18 protein-coding genes are annotated in these 22,023 nt (G+C 48.8%); 5 read left to right on the top strand and 13 right to left on the bottom strand.

Annotated features, from left to right (window positions below):
* Positions 1 to 3: 3 nt before the first annotated feature.
* The 4 genes from PXY01_RS05595 to PXY01_RS05580 form a co-directional block, all read right to left on the bottom strand.
* Positions 4 to 579: a hypothetical protein gene (locus PXY01_RS05595; RefSeq protein WP_127568163.1), complete on the bottom strand. Its 576-nt coding sequence runs from the start codon at positions 577 to 579 to the stop codon at positions 4 to 6.
* Positions 580 to 665: 86 nt separating this feature from the next.
* The gene (locus tag PXY01_RS05590) at positions 666 to 1,100 is read right to left on the bottom strand and encodes a CoA-binding protein (protein ID WP_127568161.1); all 435 of its coding nucleotides are present in this window, start codon (positions 1,098 to 1,100) and stop codon (positions 666 to 668) included.
* Positions 1,101 to 1,227: 127 nt separating this feature from the next.
* On the bottom strand, positions 1,228 to 2,520 hold the full coding sequence (gene aroA, locus PXY01_RS05585) for a 3-phosphoshikimate 1-carboxyvinyltransferase (protein ID WP_127568159.1): 1,293 nt from the start codon (positions 2,518 to 2,520) through the stop codon (positions 1,228 to 1,230).
* Between the two features lie 19 nt (positions 2,521 to 2,539).
* Complete coding sequence (locus PXY01_RS05580) at positions 2,540 to 3,109, bottom strand: shikimate kinase (RefSeq protein ID WP_127568157.1); 570 nt, start codon at positions 3,107 to 3,109, stop codon at positions 2,540 to 2,542.
* A 122-nt stretch (positions 3,110 to 3,231) separates the two neighbouring features.
* Between PXY01_RS05580 and PXY01_RS05575 the strand changes: the two genes are divergently transcribed.
* Positions 3,232 to 3,534: a hypothetical protein gene (locus tag PXY01_RS05575; protein ID WP_127568155.1), complete on the top strand. Its 303-nt coding sequence runs from the start codon at positions 3,232 to 3,234 to the stop codon at positions 3,532 to 3,534.
* Between the two features lie 28 nt (positions 3,535 to 3,562).
* Here the strand turns inward: PXY01_RS05575 and gnd are convergent, their stop codons facing one another.
* The 5 genes from gnd to PXY01_RS05550 form a co-directional block, all read right to left on the bottom strand.
* On the bottom strand, positions 3,563 to 4,975 hold the full coding sequence (gene gnd, locus PXY01_RS05570; RefSeq protein ID WP_127568153.1) for an NADP-dependent phosphogluconate dehydrogenase: 1,413 nt from the start codon (positions 4,973 to 4,975) through the stop codon (positions 3,563 to 3,565).
* A gap of 262 nt (positions 4,976 to 5,237) precedes the next feature.
* Complete coding sequence (locus PXY01_RS05565; RefSeq protein ID WP_127568151.1) at positions 5,238 to 5,834, bottom strand: YkzI domain-containing protein; 597 nt, start codon at positions 5,832 to 5,834, stop codon at positions 5,238 to 5,240.
* Positions 5,835 to 6,209: 375 nt separating this feature from the next.
* Positions 6,210 to 7,361 carry an ABC transporter permease gene (locus PXY01_RS05560; RefSeq protein WP_127568149.1) on the bottom strand — a complete coding sequence of 384 codons (1,152 nt, stop codon included), beginning with the start codon at positions 7,359 to 7,361 and terminating at the stop codon, positions 6,210 to 6,212.
* Positions 7,354 to 8,529: an ABC transporter permease gene (locus PXY01_RS05555; protein WP_127568147.1), complete on the bottom strand. Its 1,176-nt coding sequence runs from the start codon at positions 8,527 to 8,529 to the stop codon at positions 7,354 to 7,356. The genes PXY01_RS05560 and PXY01_RS05555 overlap by 8 nt, the downstream gene beginning before the upstream one ends.
* Positions 8,530 to 8,550: 21 nt before the next feature.
* Complete coding sequence (locus PXY01_RS05550) at positions 8,551 to 9,495, bottom strand: ABC transporter ATP-binding protein (protein WP_127568145.1); 945 nt, start codon at positions 9,493 to 9,495, stop codon at positions 8,551 to 8,553.
* A 168-nt stretch (positions 9,496 to 9,663) separates the two neighbouring features.
* Here PXY01_RS05550 and PXY01_RS05545 point away from each other — a divergent pair, with 168 nt between their 5' ends.
* From PXY01_RS05545 to PXY01_RS05530, 4 genes are all read left to right on the top strand, one after another.
* Positions 9,664 to 10,809 (top strand): sensor histidine kinase, encoded by a 1,146-nt coding sequence (locus PXY01_RS05545; RefSeq protein ID WP_127568143.1) that lies wholly within the window; start codon positions 9,664 to 9,666, stop codon positions 10,807 to 10,809.
* A 23-nt stretch (positions 10,810 to 10,832) separates the two neighbouring features.
* Entirely contained in the window at positions 10,833 to 11,510 is a 678-nt protein-coding gene (locus PXY01_RS05540) for a response regulator transcription factor (protein ID WP_127568141.1), read from the top strand.
* A 36-nt stretch (positions 11,511 to 11,546) separates the two neighbouring features.
* Positions 11,547 to 12,215, top strand: coding sequence for a YktB family protein (locus tag PXY01_RS05535; RefSeq protein ID WP_127568139.1), 669 nt, complete (start codon positions 11,547 to 11,549; stop codon positions 12,213 to 12,215).
* Between the two features lie 294 nt (positions 12,216 to 12,509).
* Positions 12,510 to 13,403, top strand: coding sequence for a transposase (locus PXY01_RS05530; protein WP_127568137.1), 894 nt, complete (start codon positions 12,510 to 12,512; stop codon positions 13,401 to 13,403).
* A gap of 418 nt (positions 13,404 to 13,821) precedes the next feature.
* Here PXY01_RS05530 and PXY01_RS05525 read toward each other — a convergent pair whose 3' ends face one another.
* From PXY01_RS05525 to PXY01_RS05510, 4 genes are all read right to left on the bottom strand, one after another.
* Complete coding sequence (locus PXY01_RS05525) at positions 13,822 to 16,854, bottom strand: efflux RND transporter permease subunit (protein ID WP_307719368.1); 3,033 nt, start codon at positions 16,852 to 16,854, stop codon at positions 13,822 to 13,824.
* Positions 16,855 to 17,103: 249 nt separating this feature from the next.
* The gene (locus PXY01_RS05520) at positions 17,104 to 19,884 is read right to left on the bottom strand and encodes an ABC transporter permease (RefSeq protein ID WP_127568135.1); all 2,781 of its coding nucleotides are present in this window, start codon (positions 19,882 to 19,884) and stop codon (positions 17,104 to 17,106) included.
* Complete coding sequence (locus PXY01_RS05515; RefSeq protein WP_127568133.1) at positions 19,878 to 20,564, bottom strand: ABC transporter ATP-binding protein; 687 nt, start codon at positions 20,562 to 20,564, stop codon at positions 19,878 to 19,880. The genes PXY01_RS05520 and PXY01_RS05515 overlap by 7 nt, the downstream gene beginning before the upstream one ends.
* 120 nt (positions 20,565 to 20,684) lie before the next feature.
* Positions 20,685 to 22,022, bottom strand: a complete 1,338-nt coding sequence (locus PXY01_RS05510) for a sensor histidine kinase (RefSeq protein WP_127568131.1) — start codon at positions 22,020 to 22,022, stop codon at positions 20,685 to 20,687.
* Position 22,023 lies beyond the last annotated feature (1 nt).

The raw sequence follows: 22,023 nt of genomic DNA, 5'->3' as shown, positions 1-22,023 counted from the left end.
TTGTTACCTGTAATTCGACTCGTAGCCGCCATAATGCTGGATGACAGGCCCCGCTTGCTCATAAGCATGGGTCGCTTGATATACCGGATGTTGACTCGTCTGTGAGCCGTAGCTTGTTGTGTGCAGCGGCTGATGCTGGAACGCATTATAGCCTTGCTGTTGAAAAACAGCGTTGACAGGACTGCGAGTATCAGGACCTGCTTGATAGCCATAGCGCGAAATAACCGGCTGATTCGGATAGCTTTGCGAGATAGACGAGCTCGAATGAATCGGGCTATTCACTGGTGTATAGCTGTGCAGCGGCTGATGCAGATCAGGACCTGCTTGATAGCCGTAACGCGAAATAACTGGTCCAAGTGACGGCGATGTCGGCGTAATATTCTGATAGCCCGATGGTGTAGTTGAATACGTGTGGCTCGCCTGCGAGGCGAACGGATGAGGTGATGGAATGATCCCCCCCTGTCCGAAGCTCGGCTGACTCAACTGGCCTTGATAATGAGATTGGACATATCCGCCGCTTGATTGGAATGGCTGGTGTACATTCGTTTGGAACTGCGAGCCTTGTTGATTGGCATACATTCGTAGTCGTCCTCCATTGCAATTAAATTTCGGTATCCGATTGGAACCCCCTCTTATTGTGGGAGACGACTCTTCATTTTATCCCTTCAACTTTTAGATTTTCCTCCAGGCAGTAATATCGAGTCCTCGACCTTGATACAGCGGTCCATGACAACGAAAAGTCCGCCCTTCTCCGCGATTTGAGCCGCTTCTTCATTCGCGATACCAAGCTGCAGCCATATCGCTTTGGCGCCGATCGCTACCGCTTCCTCCGCAACCGGAGGCGTATGCTCGCTTCTGCGGAATACGTTTACGATATCAACGGACTCTGGAATATCCTTTAGGGAAGCGTAGCTCTTCTCTCCCAATATCGTCTCTGCATTCGGATTAACCGGAATAATACGGTAGCCTTTTGCCTGCATCGCCTCGGATACCATATAGGACGTACGGTCCGGTTTATCGGACAAGCCGACGACCGCAATGGTGTTCGAGCGCTCTAGCAGTTCGCGAATCTGATCTCTAGTCGGATGCGTATATGCCAATAATATTTCCTCCCTGATCTTAGAATGCCACGAAGGACGGCTGTTCGCCGTCCACATGGGATTAGTTTATATTCCTCCGTATGAACGGTATCCTATACGAACGATTATGACATCGGGAGCAATGCTTCTACTCCACCCATTCTACTTGCGCTCCAAGTGCCTTCAGGTGGTCGAAGTAGATCGGGTACGATTTCGCAACATGGTGCGCATCCTTAATCCGAATCGGCAGCTTCGAGCGTAATCCGACAACCGTTAGCGCCATAATAACGCGGTGATCGTAATGTGCGTCAATCTCAACACCGCCCTCAACGCCTTCCGGACGGCCATGAACGATAATTTCACTTTGACGCTCTTCCACGTTTGCGCCGGCCTTGCGCAGCTCGTTCAAATAGTCGGTAATACGGTCGCACTCTTTGTAACGCAGATTTTCTACATTGTAGAAACGAGAAGTTCCATCAGCGAATACAGATGCCGCTACCATCGCCAGCACCGCATCCGTCGCCGCATCACCGTCGAACTCTACCGCTTTCAGCTGTTTATTGCCTTGAACGCGGACAACAGAATTCTCGTGCGTCAGCGGCACGTTCATCATTCGGAGCACATCGACGATTGCACGCTCACCCTGCTTGCTCGTCTCGGACAACCCGCGAAGCGTAACGTCCGATTCCGTTACCGCCGCTGCAGCGAGCACCGCAGCTGAGCCTGGATAATCGCCTTGAACGCGGTACGTTTGGGCCTTATACTTCTGACGGCCAGGAATGCGATAGTGCATCAAATCTTCGCTGGCATGAATGACTACGCCGGCCTGTTCGATAACCTCGAGTGTTTGGCCGATTACAATCTTCGACTTCAAATCATGTAAAACCTCGATCTCACTGTCTTCCTCGAGCAGCGGCGTCAGGAACAGAAGCGCGCTAAGAAACTGTGAGCTGATGTTGCCGGATACCGTAATTTTACCGCCCTTCAAATTGCCGCCGCGAATCGTAATCGGCAGCTTCCCTTCGCGGTGCTCGATCTTTGCTCCGAGCTGCTGCAGCGAGTCGATCAAGTCGTCATGCGGACGCTTACCGAGCGAATCCGGGTACCGGTTAATAAATGTTACTTCCGGGCTGAGCGAAGCGATAGCCATCAGGAAACGAAGCACGGCGCCGGCATTGCCGACGTCAAGCTCCTTCACGTTGCTTGGACGGCTTCCGAAGCCTGTAATGACGATTTTCTCCTCATCCTCTTCGATTACAGCTCCGAGATCGCGAATACAACGGCGCATAGCATCGCTGTCCTCGCTGTGTGCAGGATAATAAACGGTGCTTGTCCCTTCAGCCAGTGCTGCGACCAGCAAATAACGAGTCGTATAGTTTTTGGAAGAGAGCGCTTGAATATCGCCCTGAAGCTTCGGTGTAGGCGTTACGATAACGTCCATAATCGTCGAATCTCCTTTATTAAAATTGTGATGGATAGATGACATTCCATTGCTGCACGATGGCCTCACATACAGCCTCCGGTGTCAGCCCGGTCGTATCAACAATAAAAGGTGCAAAATCATAAGCTGTTCTCCGCTCCTCGAGCAGACGGCGAACATTCGCTGCAGCATCTCCTTGAAGCAGCGGTCTGCCCGAATCGTTCCCTACGCGAGAAATAATATGCTCTACATCTGCTTTCAAAGCGACGACGAATGAATGCTTGAGCATGACAGCACGGTTGCCTTCCCTTAGGACGGCGCCGCCTCCAGTCGCGATAACAGCAGGCTCATTCGAAGCCATCAAAGCGTTCAGCGTTTCCGTCTCCATATCGCGGAAATGCTGCTCTCCGCCTTCTTCGAACAGCTCAGGTATCGATTTACCGGTACGCTGCACAATCTCCTCATCCGAATCGACTCTTCGCCAGCCAAGCCGCTCAGCAAGAAGCTTCGAAACAGTCGATTTGCCGGTGCCCATAAATCCGACCAGAACGATCTTATTAACCATCTCTGGCTTCGCAGCATCCGTACGAGGATTAGGTCGTTCAATCATAAGAATCCTCCTTTAGCATTCCGCCTTATCATACCATTTTTTATGTATGGCCGGGTATAAAAATCTTTCATTTGCCGTAAGGATGATAGTAATGCCTTACGTATGAAAGGAGATGAATACCGATGACGAGTAATCCACCCCCGAATAAGGCAAGCAGCATTGCTGCAATTCGTGTCAATCGGCTGCTTGATAACAGCTATCCGCTTTGCCGAGAGGATGTCATCTGGATTCTCGAATATATAAAAAAGAAAGTGGCTGACGAAGATCCGAAATTGCTGGATCTGTCGCAGCCACATTTGCTCAAAATGTTTCATTCATTCGCCGAAGCATCGATGAGCCTTATTCAGCGCAAGCACGGAGATTACGAGATCGACCGTCTTCGCCGTTGGCTAAAGGATGCAGTGGATGGGATTGTCTCCCTGTAATTAGGGACAACCTTATCCAAGTAGGCGATTAGTTGCCCATCCAGTTGTGGTGGAACGTGCCTTCTTTATCCACACGTTTGAACGTATGAGCACCAAAGTAGTCACGCTGCGCTTGCAGCAGGTTCGCTGGCAGACGCTCCGTACGGTAGCTGTCGAAGTATGCGATTGCGCTCGCGAACGAAGGCACTGGAATACCATGTGCGACAGCTGTTGCAACAACTTCACGCCATGCGCCTTGATAGGACTCCACGATCTCTTTGAAGTAAGGATCGAGCAGCAGGTTGCTCAGTGCTGGATCGCGGTCGTAAGCATCCTTGATGTTCTGCAGGAAGCGTGCACGAATAATGCAGCCGCCGCGGAAGATCATAGCGATATCGCCGTAACGGAGGTTCCACCCATACTCGTCCGATGCTGCGCGCATTTGCGCGAAGCCTTGCGCGTAGGAGCAAATTTTACTTGCGAACAGCGCTTTGCGAACGGACTCGATGAATGCTGCTTTATCACCTTGGAATGGAGCAGTCTTAGGTCCTTTGAGCAGCTTGCTTGCAGCTACGCGCTCTTCTTTCATTGCCGAGAGGAAGCGTGCAAATACGGATTCCGTAATGATCGACAGCGGAACGCCGAGATCAAGCGAGCTTTGGCTCGTCCATTTGCCCGTACCTTTTTGGCCGGCAGAATCAAGAATGACGTCAACCATCGGTTTGCCTGTCTCAGGATCATATTTCGAGAAGATGTCAGCCGTAATTTCGATAAGGTAGCTGTCCAGCTCTCCTTTATTCCACTCCGTGAAAATTTCGTGAAGCTCTTTCGCATCCAGACCAAGCACCGATTGGAGCAGGTTGTATGCTTCGCAAATCAATTGCATATCACCGTATTCGATACCGTTATGTACCATTTTGACATAATGGCCAGCACCGTCAGGACCGATGTATGTGCAGCATGGATCGCCGTCCACTTTAGCCGAGATGGCCGTCAGGATCGGTTCAACAAGCTTGTATGCCGATTCTTGTCCGCCTGGCATGATAGCCGGGCCTTTCAGCGCGCCTTCTTCACCGCCGGATACGCCCGTACCGATGAAGCGGAAGCCTTTGGCTTCGAGCTCTTTGCTGCGGCGCTGTGTATCAGGGAAATACGCGTTGCCGCCGTCGATAATGATGTCGCCTTCCGACAGATGCGGTACAAGCGAATTGATCGTTGCATCAGTACCTGCACCTGCTTGTACCATGATCAGAATTTTGCGCGGGACTTCGAGCGATGCCACGAACTCTTCGATCGAATACGTCGGTACAAGGTTTTTGCCCGCTGCTTCTTTCATCAGATCGTCCGTTTTCTCACGGGAACGGTTGTACACCGATACCGTAAAGCCTCTGCTCTCAATGTTAAGAGCCAAGTTTTTACCCATGACGGCAAGGCCGATAACGCCAATTTGCTGTTTAGACATATGTTTCTTCCATCCTTTTTCTCTCATAGTGTGGTTCACAATACCTCTTATTGTACTCGTTTTGCTCGCCGATGAAAACTAGCGGTAAGGAAAAAAAAGCAGCATTCCATTACATTTTCTAATTATACTATTAAGCAAACGTTATAACTTATACATGAACAAACGGGATTGGTCCTCGCAAGAGGTGCCAATCCCGCTTCACATTTTGCACATTCGCATTGTCTATACACCTTTATTGTTTGAATATTAGACGGTTATCTATTTATAGCTCCAGCTGCAGCATTTCGGCTCTTAATCCGATCAGTCTTTCCTTAGAAGCCTGAATCGTTTCCTCATCATGGTTCGATAACGCTTCGTACAGTACCGACAGCTCATAGTCGAGCTCATAGCGTAGAACGGCCGCACGTTCCTCCGCTCTTTTCGATTGGAACGCCTGAATCATCTCTTCGATCGTAACAAACGGTTTTTTTTGATAAATAATCCGATGTTCCATGCCGGACACCTCCACTAAACGTATAATTTCACCGAACATAATGTTTTCAATCACGATTTGCCGATCTTTGATTCGCTTGACGACGGCGTGACCCCTTGTGTCATTAATCAGCTTCTCGATTAACTCCGACAGCTTTTCATCTTTGATCAAATAGTCCCCGACGATTTTGTAACGCTGCTTGATGCGCTGGAACCGAAGCTTAACGAGCTTACGTCCGGTTCGGATCGAAATCAGAAATTGATACTCCGTCTCGCTCCAATACAATGAATAGCCTTCCTGGATAAGATCCCGAATGAGATTTTGGATTTGCCGGCGGTCGAATCGCAGCTCCAAATTACAATATTCAACTTCGTGGCTCTTATTCACGGCAATCCCTCCCTTACTTCGGTAGTAATCCGTCAGTTTTCAAAATGTTCTGACAATTGCTTCTTATATCTAGTTTATACTTCATCATATGTTCTGGCAACTTGGATTATGGACTATTTTTGAACGCTGGAGCGCCCGATTTGTCCCGGCCGTTAGACAATCGACCGCCAGCACTGGCTGGTTGTGTTCCTGTTAAAGAAGAGGGGTATTGTCATCCTATTCACAGTACCCCGTTCAATATCCATATTCCGCGAAAAAAGATCTTGCTCTGCGCGTCCGCTCTGCAACGCACAGTAATGCCCTTTCAATCGGAGCACAAGAATGAGGCGCAACCAGCCGAAGCTTGGCGTTGCGCCTCTTGTTGGACAATCTTATCTAGCTAACAGCCTTCCGATTCGGGCGAAGCACGGCTGCACCGAATGCGAGCAGCACGAGCGCGAAAAGAAGAATGACGGCAAGCGGAATCGCGATGTCGGAAGCGCCTCCCCCAGCGGACAACCGATCCGCTGCTTCAAGCACCCACTTCTGTGGAACTAAATTGGCAAGCTTCTGCATATACTCCGGCATCATCGAAATCGGCCAAAAGCAGCCACTCAGCATACAAGTCGGCGTAATAATGATCGCGCTAATTTGACCCATCTGCATACCGTTGCGAACAAGCCCGGCGAAAGCCGAAGATAAGCCGACTGCTGCGAGCAGGAAGCATTCAAGCAGCACGAACAGCTCCAACGGAGCGAAGCCTGGATCGTAACCAAATACATAACAGGACAGCGCAACCATAATCGCTACTTGAATCGTCCCGACTAAGAAGCTGCCCAAGAAATTGCCAAGAGCAATTTGGTAAGCTCTCACAGGCGCCGTGAACATCCGCGCCATCGTACGCTGTTCGCGGTCTTCAAGAATTAGCGTGATTGATCTGGTTACTAGCAGCAGCACGAACATAAGCATCAGTCCGATCACCATCGGCTGCGAGATCGTACTTCCAAGCTTCGAATCGGATTTCGTGGACGTAATCAGCTGCTTCTGATCCTGTTCAAGCAACTTCGCAAAATTCACTTCATTAAGCGAGCCGCTTCCTGCAAGAAGCTGTGCCGCGTGCTGCATCCGATCCGTCTCCGCTTGAAGCGTCAGCAGCAGCGAAGCATTCCACAGCTGCTCATTCATACGGTACATGATAATCTGAGGATTGTTGCCAGCTAGAAGCGATGAAGAGAAAGAAGCTGGAATGATGACTGAAGCGTCGGCATCCCCATCTTGAACCATCTGCTTCAGCTGCTCTTCTGTTCCGTTCTTATAAACTTCAATTTCGTAACGGGACTCTTTCTCTAGCATCGAAACCAAATGTTGACCATATGCACCTGTGTCACCATTCAATACTTTAATATGCGCTTTCTCATTCATTTGGGAAGCAAACACCCCGACGATAACAGCAAGCACGACGGCAGGAAGGATGAGACCTGTAATAACATCGCGCCGGGTTGCAAACATTCTTTTGACAAGCATCAAGGCGATGACGAAGCTAGGCATGCTGTTTCACCACCTTTGACAAGCGCATAGCGCCTAATACGATTAATCCAATTGCTGCAGCGGCCAAAATGCCGACCGGTTCCCACAACTGTGTTCCGCTCACTCCATTCATGACTTCTCTCAGCCCTTTCGTCGCCCAATAATTAAGTGTGAACTTCCCGATGTCGCCGAGCGTTCCACCTAAATTCGCTACCATCCCGCCGCTTAAGAACAAAGCGACGAACGATATGACTTGATAGATCGACTGGAACGATTTGGACGTCTTTGTTAGTGATGCGATGACGACTGACAGTCCTATCCCAGCTAGTACAATTAGTAAACATACCAATACAACAAGATCAAGTCGGTTGCCCCAATCTAAATCATAGACTTGCGAAGTGAAGGCAATTATAAAGACAGACAATAATAGACCTAAGCAAAGTACACCACCCAGCTTGCCATACACAACGAGCTTAAATGAAACCGGTTGCGAGTAGATACGTTGTAGCGTATTACTGTTCTTCTCCGCCAGCAAAGACGACATCCCGGTCATTCCGACCAGCAACAGGAATAAAATCAGATTCGACGCCGCGTAATATTGCATGGCCGATACGGAGCCAAATTCATGATTCGCACCCGCGCCAAGCGTTCCAACCACAACAGATGGTTCTGTATTGCCTCCATCAAATTCACCTTCTGTCTGCAGGGCATTCACTCCTACACTGTCAAAGCCAGCCATAGCCGCGGCTTGCTGCAGGTTCGCTTCGGACAGAAATCGTTCTGCCACCGCTCTTGCCGCAATATTCCGTTCCACATCGTGACCTTCCATGAGCTCCCATTGTGTCGGTAGACCTTCAGCGACTCGGGAGGAAAAGTCATCCGGAACGATAACGCCGAAGTCTGCGTTCCCTTTCTCAACGAGCAGCTTTACATCGTCAGCCGACTTAGTCAACCGCACTTCTGCATAAGGTTTTATTTGATCCGAATGCCAAAAGGCGTCTATCGCCCCGTTCATTGTCCCTTTATCGCCTATATAAAGAGCAACTTTAGCAGGCTCCATCTGCCCACCGAACGTGCTTCCAAGTAGAAATATGATAAGCAGCGGCAGCCCGAACATAATCAGTATGACGTTTTTCATCCGAAAGAACGTTAATAGTTGATACTTTGCAGCCGTCCATAGCGTATACATTCATCTCACTCCTTTGTTCAATTACGCATCCCGCAGGGAGCGGCCCGTTAATTGCAGGAACAGTGTTTCCAATCCCGGCTCGATTCGAGTTAACTTGCGCACCGTTACATTATGTTTATTCAGAATGAACAGCAGATCCTGAAGTACAGTTGGAGAGTCCTTAATTCCGATTTCCAAATGGCGTTCATCCACTTGCTTCACATTGTTGACACGTGGATGGCTACTTATCTCAGATACAGCATCCTGTGAATCGCGGTCAAGCTCGAATTCGAGCTTATCCTCTTGACCGGATTGCAGGATCAACTGCTCCTTCGTCCCAAGTGCGATCAGCTTGCCGCGATCGATAATCCCTACCCGTGTACAAATGGCTTCAACTTCCTCCATATAGTGGCTCGTATAAATAATGGTCGAGCCAAGCCGATTTAACTCTCTGACTGATTCCAATATATGATTGCGGGATTGAGGATCAATGCCCACCGTAGGCTCATCCATAACAATCAGCTTCGGTCTGTGCACAATTGCACATGCAATATTGAGACGTCGCTTCATACCACCGGAAAACGTCGAGGGCTTATCTTTTGCTCTATCTGTTAACCCGACGAATTGAAGAGCCTCGTCTACACGCTCTTGAAGCAGCTTCCCGCGTAAGCCGTACAGCTTACCAAAGAAAGTCACGTTCTCTCTCGCCGAGAGCGTTTCATACAACGCTAGATCCTGAGGGACTATACCGATTTGCCGTTTCACATCAATTGGGCTCTTTTTGACTGAGAATCCGCCAACTACGATGTCTCCGCCGCTCATCTCTACCAAACCCGACAGCATGCTGATCGTGGTGCTTTTGCCAGCTCCGTTCGGCCCGAGCAAGCCGAAAACTTCCCCTTCCTCGATGTCCAGCGTCAAATAGTTGACCGTCGTAACGGCATCATATTTTTTGACAACCTCTTTAAACTCTACTAATTTGCTCATGTTCGATTCATCCTCTCGTTTCTTTATCCTTGATCTCATTGTAATGCCTCTAGCTCTATACCACAGGTCTCAAAAGTCATAAGACGGAAATGACAAAAGTCATTTTGTAGAACGATGACAAAATTAATTGTGTTATAATGTAAGAAAACATTACAGGGAGTTCATTACATGACGATGCTCATGAGGTGGCTTCGCCACTTATTCATTATCATTCCAGCTGGTGCCACCCTATTGATTCGTCCGATTGAACTGTCTAGTGACCTATTGATCATTTGTATCCTGCTAGCGCTGCTTGCCGCACGTTTGAGCGAGCATTATCCTCGCTATACAACAATCATAGCCATTATGGAGTTCATCGGTTTTGGCTACATGTCATATGAGTGGGGCGGCTTCCTGTACTTACTTCCCTACTCGACATTAATAGCGGTATTCTCCTTATCTCTTCCTCTAAGTGCGCTCATTGGATGGACTGTGGGCGGATTAGCGATTCAATTCATTGCACTGGATCAACGATCGCTTGAACTAAGGCTACCAGACGGTTTGCTGTGGCTGATGCTCGCGGCAACTCTAATCACAGCACGACAGCTAGCCGATCGGCGGCAGCACACTGAACAGCTCTATGATCAGTTAGCGAATCAACATGAGGAATTAGAGGCAGCAAGACGCAGACTGCTCGAATATGCAGCACAAATCGAGCTTCATGCACAGACCGAAGAGCGAAACCGAATCGCCAGAGACATCCATGATGACCTTGGTCATCAGCTTATTCGAGTAAAAATGATGTCCGAAGCCGCCCTTCATCTATTCGAAGTGGATATCGGCCGTGCGCGCAGTACAGTGGAGCAAATAAGGGATCAACTGCAGATCAGTATGGAACGTATGAGACAGACGGTACGCAAACTGTCCGCGCCAGATGCAAGCAGCAACGTATATTCTATGGAGAAGCTTGTGAAAGAAGCGCGCTCATCGCTCGGTATTAACATATTTCTCTCCTACGCAGGTCAACCGCATACTCTTTATCCAAGTATAGAATATGTGCTGTACCGGAATGCGCAGGAGGCGATCACGAACGCCGTCCGTCATGGCGGTGCAACAGAGGTAACGATCATTGTCGATTATCGCGAAGACGGGACAGCACTTATTGTCTCGAACGACGGTAGCGTTCCTGAAGGACCTCTAACGAACGGGATCGGAATGCGAGGAATGGTCGAAAGAGCATCGCTTGTAGGCGGAGTAATCGACTGCGAATGGCAGAACAGTCAGCGGTTCACCGTTACGACCTGGCTTCCCGCCCTGCAGGATACAACAAGATAATTCCATAGAGAGTAGGCCTGAATATGATCTCGATATTAATCGTCGACGACGATCCGTTTATTCGTGAAAGCATGCAAGTAATACTCGGGTTAGATCCGGAGCTTTCGGTTGCCGGCACATGCAAGGATGGTAAGGAGGCTTATGAGTTCGTTGCAGCAAGCCCCGTCGATGTCGTATTAATGGATATGCGCATGCCCGGCTGTGACGGAGTAGAAGGCACCCGCTTGATCAAATCACTCACTCCAGCCCCCGCAGTTCTAGTCCTGACGACATTTGACGATGACGAGTACATTGCGGCAGCCATTCGTCACGGCGCTAACGGCTATCTGCTCAAAAATGTTCCGCCAAGCCGCATTGTCAGCGCCATTAAAACGGTATATGAAGGCTCATTGCTCATTCATCCTGACATCGCCCGCAAACTTTTTGGCATGATTCAATCCCCGTCTGCAGAAAACTCAGCGGCAAACGCTATACATCAATCTGCTCCCTCAGACCGTGTACGCGATTTGAGCGCATTTGGGTTAACAAGCGCGGAGCAAGCAATCGTCCGACATATCTCAGACGGCTTATCGAACAAAGAGATCGCCGCAGCGTTATTTTTAAGCGAGGGGACCGTCAAAAATTACATTTCCGAAATACTGGATAAGCTAGAGCTGCGAGACCGTACACAGATCGCGATTTTTTATTTGAAATTGCCTTAATTCCATACATTTAAGCAAGGAGCGAAGTATCCCATCATGACACAAACTCAACCAACTCAAGCATCAATCCCCATTCAAGATGCAGGCTTTAACAGAGCCGACTTTGACGTTTTTACAATAGATGGATTGGAGCAGCGCATGGCTGCGATACAATCTCGTATTAGACCGAAATTCCAAGCGCTTGGAGAACGGCTGACCGCCGAGCTGGCTCCATTAGCAGGCGGCGAGCTGTTCCTTCATATCGCTAAGCATGCGCGCAGAACGGTGAACCCACCTAAAGATACTTGGTTCGCATTATGCGAGAATAAGCGCGGCTACAAAGCGCATCCGCATTTTCAGCTCGGTTTGTTCGACGATCATTTGTTTATGTGGCTAGCCTTTATATATGAGCTTCCATCCAAATCAGCCGTTGCTGCAACGCTGCTTAATGAGCTCGATACAGTCATAGCAGCTGTCCCTGAAAATTATGTCATTTCACTCGATCATACGAAGAAAGAATCGACCCCTGTCTCCCGCATGAGCAAGAATGACTGGCGCGACGCACTTATTCGCTTCCGGGACGTCAAATCAGCCGAGCTGCTGATCGGCCGACACCTTCAACCGGACACCTCCGCTGTTCTTAATGGTATAGAGTTGTTTCAATACGCACAGCAAACATTCGAAACATTGATGCCGCTATACCGCCTCGCAACAAAACAATTGTAATAAGCAGTAAGACTGAGTCCTTACCCGTCAAGTTAACATTACCAATCAGCAAATTAAGCGGCCTTCGTCCAGCATTCCATGAGACTAAGGCCGTTTCATTCTTCCTACTCTGTTACTGCTTTCATTACTCTAATTATTCCTTTGGTCTAGTATCCCTTCTGCTCAGGGCAGCTTCCATTCGAATCTTTATTACTTTTTCTGTAAAAATGTAATGAAATAAGAACCCTTGTTCGGTATAATATCAATAGGAACGTATGTTCCTTATCTATGAAGTTCTAGTAAGGAGCGTACAGGATGTGGGATAAATCATTCGATGCGTTCAAAGCCCGCTTTTGTAACGAAGAGGCTTGTGCCGCTTATTTATATAAATTGAAATGGCCTGCGGGCTTTCGCTGCACTTGCTGCGGGAACATGAAGGCATATATGATTTTGACTCGCAGGCTGCCTCTGTACGAATGCTCAAGATGTAAACACCAACACTCCTTGACGACTGGTACTGTAATGGAGAGAAGCAGAACATCGCTTCAGCAGTGGTTTGCAGCTATTTATCTGTTCACTCAAGGAAAGAATGTCATCAATGCATTCCGTTTAAGCCAGCTCATTAAAGTGACTTACAAGACAGCTTGGCTGATGCTGCATAAACTTCGTGATGCCATTGATCATGATAATAACCGTTCACTTCTCAGCGGTATCGTACGCATTCAAGGCGGAGCTTACGGTAATCCGTTCAACCCTTACACAGAACGAGATCCCCAACGACAGCCGCTACTCGCTGCATGCTCGGTTCATGAATCAGGTGCTCTTACTGATCTCCAGCTGGTCATTATGGAGCCACATCAAATCCAGCCTAACGGCCATATCATGCAGTCCGCAGTCCAGCAATTTATTGAACATAATGTTTCCCCCGATGCGGTGGAAATTCAAGCTGTTCGATTCAGGCTGCATATGTACCGCTATCGACCTCTCGTACACTTTATTACCGAATTCAACCTCTGGGCCAGCGAGGCATTTCACGGGCTTAGCCGCAAATATTTACAGGCCTATGCTAATGAATTCACCTTTCGCTATAACATGCAGCACAAGCCGCAGTTATATCTCACGCATTTTTTTCATCTATGTACACATATCTTAAATCCACCGACCCGCTTATCACTAAGAGCTAAATATGAAACGTTGAAAGCAAGCTGATTACAAATCAATTGCGTTTGCTCTCTCATTATACCGAGCCTTATATAACAAGCCAACGGGAATCTGCATCCGATTGTATTCCATTATACTGACCTGGCCCGCACTGCTCGTCGTCTAAGCTCATTAATTTGTAACGCTTGAGTCATTCGTCATGACACTCTGGCCGGCCATTCGGGATGATTATTCCGTTCATCTTATGTTCGGACTTCATTTGCTATTCAGCTATATATTTTCGGACTTCGCTTCTATTTAGCTATCTCTTCATTTTCCTGACCTGAGCAGGTTCTCATCCCCCTGTTTTCCTGAGTAGTTGGAATAGTAAAGCAAAGAAAACATGAAGCAGCATGTGTTTGATAAATAAAAACCGCCCCATCAATGAAGACGGGACGGCATTGGCTGCATTCATATCCAGCTATTATTAGACCACTACATTTTTCAATTGTGGTTGAGATGCTGCTGCAGCGGCTAATTTACGCTGCTCACGCGATTTGCGGAAGAAGAACAGCTCATAGACGCAAGGGATAACGATCAGCGTTAATAATGTCGCAGCAGTCAAACCGCCGATTACGACGATTGCAAGGCTTTGCGAAACGATGCTGCTGCTGCTGTGAGAGCCGAACAGCAATGGAAGCATAGCACATACCGTTGCGATAGCTGTCATCACGATTGGACGCATTCGAGTCGTAGCTGCTTCTATCAACGCTTCCCGAATGGTCATCGTTTTCTCATTTTGCTTCACTCGGTCAATAAGAACGATTGCATTCGTAACTACGATACCGATAAGCATGAGTGCACCGAATAGCGCTGTAATGTCCGGCGTAACGTTCGCAATGATCAGACCGACAACTGCACCGATCGATGCTAGAGGCAGTGAGAACAGGATTGCGAGCGGAGCACGCAATGTCTTAAACGTCAGAACCATAATGAGATATACGATACCGATTGCGATAAGGGCTGTCATCCCCATGTCAGCGAAATCACCGGATTGATCAACGGATGCTCCGCCTACATATAATTTGATATCATCCGGCAATGTAAGAGCGTTTGCCTCTTTCTGAATATCGCTGCCGACAACGGACAGTTTATCCGAATCTACCTGTGCCGTAATACGAACATATGGTTTTCCATCCTTATGATAATACAGACTTGGCTCTTCCGATTTCACAAGCTTAGCAATGGTTGTAATCGGAGCAGGTCCATTATCAGTAATCACCGTCAAGCCGCTTAAGCTTTGCTCTGAATTAGCCTTAACAATCGGTTGAAGGGTTACTGCAGATTCGTGACCATCCAATGAGATCGTACCTATTGTCATCGGATTCAGCATAGCCTGAAGCTGCTCAGCAACCTCGCTGCCGCGTGCTTTTAGCGGATCAACCTCGAATGAATATACAGGTTTCTTCTGTTCCTGATTGCTCGATACTTTAACGATTCCATCAATAGAATCCATTTTTGCCATCAATTGTTCAGAGACTGTCTCAAGCTTCGCAAGATCTTCTCCAACGACATCGACGAATACGGTGGAGCCGCCTCCGCCCATCAAGAAGTCAGTTGCTTCAACTTGAATGTCGCCGCCTGTCAAATTCGCTTTCTGCGCTTTCGTATCTTCTATCATTTGTTCTGCATCCGCCCCGTCCTGCAGCTGCAGCATATACGAGACGATAGTAGGAGAAGAGACGCTAACATATTCAGCATTCTCGGCACTGTTACCGTATTGCATGAAGACCCATTTCACAGATGGATGATCCGCAAAATACTTCTCCAGCTTCTCGCCATTTTCGAGCACTTGCTCAACTGTCGTATCACTCGGATATTCAAGCGTTACGTTAATCTGCTCCGTACTCGAAGAATCAATTGCGCCTTTCGGAATTCCGATATATGTCGCAATGGAACCGGCGCATAGTACGATTGCGATTAGCAGCGTTGCCCATTTGTGCTTCAAATTCCATTCCAGGAACTTAGCGAATCGTTTCGAGCCCTTATGTTCCTTCTGTTTCGTATTGCGAAGCAGTACGGCGCTAAGAATCGGTACGACCGTAAGCGCAACAAGCAGGGATGCGAGAAGCGAGTAACCAACCGTCAACGCGAACGGCAAGAGCAGCGCCTGCAGCGAGCCGCGCAGCAGCGCCATCGGCAGGAATACGGCTACCGTAACGAGCGTCGAAGAAGTAATTGCAGTCGATACTTCCTTCGTCGCATCGATGACCATTTTTAACGTGAACTCTTCCTTCTGCGCTCTTCTATAAATGTTTTCGATTACGACGATGCTGTCGTCAACCAAGCGTCCAACCGCGACGGCAACACCACCGAGTGTAATGATGTTGAGCGAGATTCCGCTGATTTGCAGTAAATACAGTGTAATGCCAAGCGAGAGCGGAATCGAAACAATCGTAATTAGCGTTGCTCTAACATTCCGCATGAATACGAGAATGACCACTGTTGCGAACAGAGCGCCCATCAACACTTCTTGAAGCATGCTATTAACCGAGCTGACAACTTGATCCGAGGTACTGAGCAATACAGCTGCCTCGATACCTTTATTCTCAGCATTAATACGCTCCACAGCTTTATCAAGCGACTTACCAACCGAAACGGCGTTCGCTGATGCAGTCTTCGCTACCGTAATCATCAACATATCTTTACTGTTGAGACGACTTATACTTTCTTGATACTTGGAGAGTTCTACGGATGCTACATCCTCCAATATCACCCCTGGTCCAACAGGCAGCTTGCGAAGTGTCTCCAGACCATCAATCGTGCCGTTTACTTTAATATTGCCTGCTGCACCGTCGATATTTTGTTCCCCGATCGAAGCCGTTGCTCCGCGGCCTTGTAGAACGCTCATGATCGCTTGTACTGAAACACCTTTGTTTGCCAGCTTCGTTGTGTCCGGCGTAATGCTTACTTCAGGGGCAACTCGACCGTTAACGGTAATTTGCCCTGCTCCATCGATCTGTTTTATTTGCGTTTCAATCTCTTTAATTTTAGCTTCTTTATCCGCATCACTAATACTCTCGTCAAATGTGACAGACACCCATGCCACCGGAATCATTGAAGTATCGTATTGAACGACGAACGGCTTCATGACTCGCTCCGGAAGCTGAACGGCACCTACGCTTCGTTCGATCTCTGCTTTTGCTTCCTTCATATTCGTCTTCGAATCGAAAGCAATTTGAATACTGCCGTATCCGTTGCCTGTAGTAGAGAACATGCCAGTATTGCCCTTGGCGAATTGCACCGCTCGTTCAAGCGGCTCAGTTACCAGTGTTTCTACTGATTTCGCGTCGTATCCAGGCGCAATTACAGTGACCGACACACTCGGATCGTCCATCTTAGGTAAAAACTCCATCGGCAGTCGAGCGTAGCTCATGGCTCCAATGCCAAGTGCCATAACGATCAGCAGTGCAACTGCCGACCGATTACGAAATGCCCATTCCGTTAATTTATTCATCATCCTATCCTACTCCTTTATTTTCCTTCTCTCTTATTTCCACAAGTAATGATACAGGAGCAGGCTTTCAACGAGAAACGTCCAAGGTCGGTTTTATGACTCGCCCAAGGTTGGAATTTCATCTCAGCCTAGAGACTGAGCTGACCCAAGACAATCGCTCGGTATTAGCCAAGGCATCACGGTCATCGTCGCAGCTCATATAACAAGAAGTCTTCCTCACGCTAAGTGCAAAAGGAAGACTCCTTGTTATTGCTAGTCGGCAGACCGCAGCGCTTCTGCTGGCGCCAGCTTCAATGCTCCGCGGGCTGGACCAAGGTTAACAGCAACAGCAGCCGCTAACAGCATAATCAATATAGATAAAATAAGTACGTACGGGTAGTCAAACGTCAGAGGTGTTTCACCCGGAGATACGTCGCTCGTTAACGTTCGGACAAACACTGCTGAGCCAGAGCTGCCAATCATCCATCCAACAAGTAGCCCAATTATTCCAATCATACTGCCTTCAAGGATGAACATGCGCTTAATCTGTTGGCCAGACAATCCGACGCAGCGCAGCATTGCGATTACGGCAGCCCTTTCCCCAACTGCTCGTAATTGAACAATGGCTAGTCCAAACAGACCAATCAGCGCTGAAATAGCTGTAAAGCCGATAAACCCTCTCGACATTTGCATATTAACGAGCTGCTCAGCCCGTTTGTTCACAAAAGGTGACTGGAAAGTCGATACTCCGCTTAGAAGCATTTGTTCTTCGATGCGCTGCGTTTTCTTTATATCATGATAATCGAACTGCAGGAGAACGTAGCCCAGTTCATCGTGTTCGGGCCACTTCGTGCTATATGGTCGCAGCTGTTCATGTACAGCTGCATTCATGTAGAGCGGACGGAATAACGCCGTACTGAGCTGTGAAGCGCTATTGTTCTCGGCAAACCCGGCCACGACAAACGACCTCGTCTCCACCGGTCTCCACTGTTCATTAATCGAACGAAACGGTTTATTCTCATAGATTGGAAGCTCTATCGTTTCTCCCGCCTTTGCAAGCACTTGACGATCAAAGCTTGCACGGTCTGATCTCGTGTCAGCATACAAGTAATCTAAAGGGAGAATGATATATTCCTCATGATCTCGAACAGCCTCCCACGCCTCTTGTTCGCTCGCGAACTGAGATGCCCATTCCCGCAAATGGAGTCCTCCACCTTCCAACAAGCTCTCCGTAACCGGAACGATTGAATTATCCATCCCATTGTCTTTAATAAGCAGCATATAAGGCTCAACGTACGTTGAATGCGATACGTACTGCTGAATCGTCTCATTCGTCTCGACCAATTGCAGTATCCGTTCCTTCTGCTCCACCGTATGATATCCAACATATCCGCCAAATCCGAGCATCGTTTGGTTCGTTCGTTTAACGTCATTTTCTTTCAGAATCATTGTCGACATACTGGCTGTGAACGTGATCGTCATCATTATGAGCGCAAACAACAGTATTATCGTAACGGTTCGGGAAGGATGCTGTCGCGTAAATTTGCCAGCAAGCAGGACCGATACGTTCGGAAACCGAAATGCCCGCGCAACTGCACCGATAGGACCAGCTGCGTTCGCAGCCAGCCTCGATGCGATAAGCACCGTACCAATAACTGCTGCAAGCCAAAGTACCAAAATAGTGAGCAAAGAGCTGCCAGTCGCTTCTGGGGGCTCGCCGAACAGCTGCGACAAATGTGCCGCAATAGCCGCAGCAGAAAATATCACCACCATCCCCATAAACGGCCGTTTCATGCTGCTGCCTGACTGGTTCGAGGAAACTGTTCGGCGAAGTGCATCAACGATTCGCGTTCGATTCACAGCTCGAACTGCAAACAAGGCGATAAGGGCAAGAAACATGACGATTATGGCCCATACGATTACTAATGCGCCTACCGATACATGCGGCTCAACGGGAATATTAGCACCGGTCACGCGAGCAAGCTCCTGCGCATATTTCCCATAAAACAGCTTAACGAGCAGGAGCCCTCCCCCCGCACCAAGCAACGTTCCGATTACTGCGCTTATCCCAGCTAACAACAACGCTTCTGCTCCGAACAAGCCGCGAATTTGCTGCTTAGAGAATCCAATCGCCCGCAGCACGCCAAATAGCTCGCGCCGCGAGTCAGCGATCATAATGAGCACTTGCCTCATCAGCAATGCACTGGATACAACGGCAACCGCGCTAATCATTGTGACGATAAACATTTGGCTGCTCATTTTATCCGCTCTCAATTGCGCATTCCACTTCATCATATTCGATCTAAACTTATCTTGGATCTCTGCCGGATAAGACAGCCCTTGCAGAACGGTTGAATCGGAGGTCGCAAGCAGCACCTTATAGCCATCCTCTAGCTCGGCTAGTTTCCTAGCCGATGCCTCTGACACAATGACCGTTGCTGCTGATTCCGCACTCGGCCCCCGATAACCAGTCAATCCTTCGGGCTTTACAATTTGACGAATTTGAAAGGTGAGCTCGATGCCAGAGGCTGACTTCAACCGAACAGCATCCCCTTCAGACAACTTAAGCAGCTTAGCTGCACCTTCGTCGATTATCGCAGCGTCATCTGACAGACTCGTTGACCAAAGTCCCGAATGCTCCGGGTCGAATGAAGCCGCAGCAGCGAGATCGAATCCCATCGTCTGAGCACCTGCCAATGCGTTCGATAGCTCGCCTTGTTCATCAAGCTTAAACAAGATCGACTGACTTTGAACAATCGGCAGCATTCTATATCCTTCAGAAGATAGATATTCTTCATAAGCATTGATGATCTCCTCTACATCTGTACGGCTGAATATCTCCTTGTTATCGGTCGGCGACAACTCCCACTTCATGTTGCCATAATGCCGATCCAGCCATGCCTTACTGCTATAATTTGTTGAAGCGTAATTCACATACGAAACAACAACAAGCATAGCTCCAATGGCACCGGCGAATACGGTAAGCAGCGTTTGTCTCCAGCTCCGGCTAATGTTCGCCAACGCCATCTTCCATACGATGTGCCGCTTCAGCATACAACTGCGCCTCCATCATGAATGACGCGACCATTATGAAGCCGTATCATTCTGCTTGCTCGCGACGCAATACTGTTGTCGTGCGTAACGATAACAACGGTCGTTCCATCGTGTTTGTTCAACATCTCGAGCAGCCCGACAATCTGCTCTGCCGCTTCCGAGTCAAGTGCACCGGTCGGCTCGTCCGCCCACAATATTTCTGGATTGCCGACTATCGCCCTCGCAATGGCCACCCGCTGATTCTGTCCGCCTGACATCTCCGACGGATATCGTTTCGCATATCCCGCCAAGCCAACACGTCTGAGTGCTTCTCTGGCTTGTCTGTTCGCTTCCGATTGCCGAATACCCCTGGCGATTAGCGGCAGCGCAACGTTATCAAGTGCCGTGAGCACTGGAACGAGATGATAGGACTGGAATATAAACCCCATTCGTTCCAGCCTCAATCTTGATATATCGTTCTCCGACATTTCATGCAGAGCCGTTTGATTAATCCACACTTGTCCTGCATCCAACGACTCAATACCAGCTAGTACGTTAAGCAACGTCGTTTTGCCGCACCCGGATGGACCGGTAATCGCCACATACTCTCCTCGCCCGATCTCCAAGCTCACTTCCCGCAGCGCGTATGTTTGAGCGCTGCCTTGCCCATAAGATTTCGTTAATCCGGTAACTCGAATCATGGTCAGCCTCCACCTCTATGTTTGTTTATCGATATGTAAAAGGTAACAGACCAATGTGCAGCTATCGTGGAGCAAATATGCAAAAGTTGTGCAGATTATTTAATAGGTCGTTCATTTGAGTTAGGCGATTACCGGAAGCTGCACTTTGAATGAGGTTCCTTCTCCCCACCGGCTGACCACAGCTATTGAGCCGCCATGAGCTTCTGCATACTGCTTCGCAATAGCCAATCCTAAGCCAAGCCCGCGCGAATCGCCAGATAACGGTATCGAGGAGCCGCGATAAAAACGCTCGAATAGGTTCGGCAGCTGCTCCTCCTCAATCCCGTATCCGTCATCCGTAACGGACCATACGACTTCAGCAGCGTTCAACGAAATATCCACCATGACTTGCTTTCTAGCATGCCGGATAGCGTTCCCGGTCAAATTGACAATAAGCTGCCTTATTCTTGCCGAATCCGCATAGACGACTATATCCTTATCCGCTTGCAGCGTTACCATGACCGCCCGCTCCTCCGAATCGACCTGGAGAGCCTCAATTACCGCCTCGCTTAACTTTCGAAGCGAGAACCACTGCTTCTCCAGCGGAAGCTTCCCGGATTCGGCCAAAGCCAGCTCCTGGAGATCATGAACAAGCTTGGACAGATGCAGCGTCTCGTCATGCATTGCCGCCGCCTTCGCAAGCGGCAGAGGGACGCCGGCATTAAGCGTATTCTCTAGTTGAGAACGTATGACGGCAAGCGGCGTACGAAGCTCATGGGCAAAATCAGCGACCATCGAACGCCGAACGGTCTCAAGCCTTGCCATGTGAGCTTCAACCTGCTTAACCACATGCTCAAGCCTACTTATGAATGATACGTCTATGTCGTTGTAATTCTCATGGTCATCACCAGCTGAACCAGCTTCCTGCACTGCTGACGATGGAATAAGTGCAGCCATTCGGTGGTACAGCCGTTCGAAATGCTCATCCAGCGCAGCTTCCTGCCGGATGCGCTGCAGCTTCCATATTCCGAACCCACAAGCACCTGCCGCTGCTGCAAGTATCCAGCTCATGATTGGCAGCCTCGTTCCGTGATGAACGATTGCTTCCGAATAGCCGATTATACTGCCGTTGTCTACAATCGGCTTTCTTACCGTATCGTAAGAAGCCGAACTGCTGCCGTAACGAGCAACTACATGGCCATCTGCATTCAGAATAACGACAGCTAAAAATTCAGGCCCGGGATACTCTTCGGCCGCTACTTGCAGCTGTGACGTAATGCCGTACCAGCCGCTGTGCAGCTTATAATAGTTGGCCGCATACTGGTTCCAGAACAACGCGACCCGCTCCGAACGGTCATGTGAAGCATTCGAATAAGCAATGAATGATCCGGCAAGCACAAGCAGCGGCAGTAGAATCGCCGCCGCTCCGCCGAGCAGCAGCTCCCATTGATTCCTAATCCCTTTCAGTGTCCTCAGCATC

Origin of the sequence: Paenibacillus xylaniclasticus (genome assembly GCF_004001065.1) — a bacterium.
Lineage (GTDB): Bacteria > Bacillota > Bacilli > Paenibacillales > Paenibacillaceae > Paenibacillus_T > Paenibacillus_T xylaniclasticus.
Note: the sequence above shows the minus strand (reverse complement) of the source record. Positions and strands in the feature narration are given on the sequence as shown.

Coding starts and splice junctions, on each gene's coding strand:
- PXY01_RS05535 (WP_127568139.1), top strand. CDS start 11,547: ATGACACAAACTCAACCAACTCAAGCATCAATCCCCATTCAAGATGCA.
- PXY01_RS05555 (WP_127568147.1), bottom strand. CDS start 8,529: ATGTATACGCTATGGACGGCTGCAAAGTATCAACTATTAACGTTCTTT.
- PXY01_RS05575 (WP_127568155.1), top strand. CDS start 3,232: ATGACGAGTAATCCACCCCCGAATAAGGCAAGCAGCATTGCTGCAATT.
- PXY01_RS05560 (WP_127568149.1), bottom strand. CDS start 7,361: ATGCCTAGCTTCGTCATCGCCTTGATGCTTGTCAAAAGAATGTTTGCA.
- gnd (WP_127568153.1), bottom strand. CDS start 4,975: ATGTCTAAACAGCAAATTGGCGTTATCGGCCTTGCCGTCATGGGTAAA.
- PXY01_RS05510 (WP_127568131.1), bottom strand. CDS start 22,022: ATGCTGAGGACACTGAAAGGGATTAGGAATCAATGGGAGCTGCTGCTC.
- PXY01_RS05540 (WP_127568141.1), top strand. CDS start 10,833: ATGATCTCGATATTAATCGTCGACGACGATCCGTTTATTCGTGAAAGC.
- PXY01_RS05580 (WP_127568157.1), bottom strand. CDS start 3,109: ATGATTGAACGACCTAATCCTCGTACGGATGCTGCGAAGCCAGAGATG.
- PXY01_RS05545 (WP_127568143.1), top strand. CDS start 9,664: ATGACGATGCTCATGAGGTGGCTTCGCCACTTATTCATTATCATTCCA.
- PXY01_RS05525 (WP_307719368.1), bottom strand. CDS start 16,854: ATGATGAATAAATTAACGGAATGGGCATTTCGTAATCGGTCGGCAGTT.
- PXY01_RS05595 (WP_127568163.1), bottom strand. CDS start 579: ATGTATGCCAATCAACAAGGCTCGCAGTTCCAAACGAATGTACACCAG.
- PXY01_RS05520 (WP_127568135.1), bottom strand. CDS start 19,884: ATGCTGAAGCGGCACATCGTATGGAAGATGGCGTTGGCGAACATTAGC.
- PXY01_RS05515 (WP_127568133.1), bottom strand. CDS start 20,564: ATGATTCGAGTTACCGGATTAACGAAATCTTATGGGCAAGGCAGCGCT.
- PXY01_RS05550 (WP_127568145.1), bottom strand. CDS start 9,495: ATGAGCAAATTAGTAGAGTTTAAAGAGGTTGTCAAAAAATATGATGCC.
- PXY01_RS05530 (WP_127568137.1), top strand. CDS start 12,510: ATGTGGGATAAATCATTCGATGCGTTCAAAGCCCGCTTTTGTAACGAA.
- aroA (WP_127568159.1), bottom strand. CDS start 2,520: ATGGACGTTATCGTAACGCCTACACCGAAGCTTCAGGGCGATATTCAA.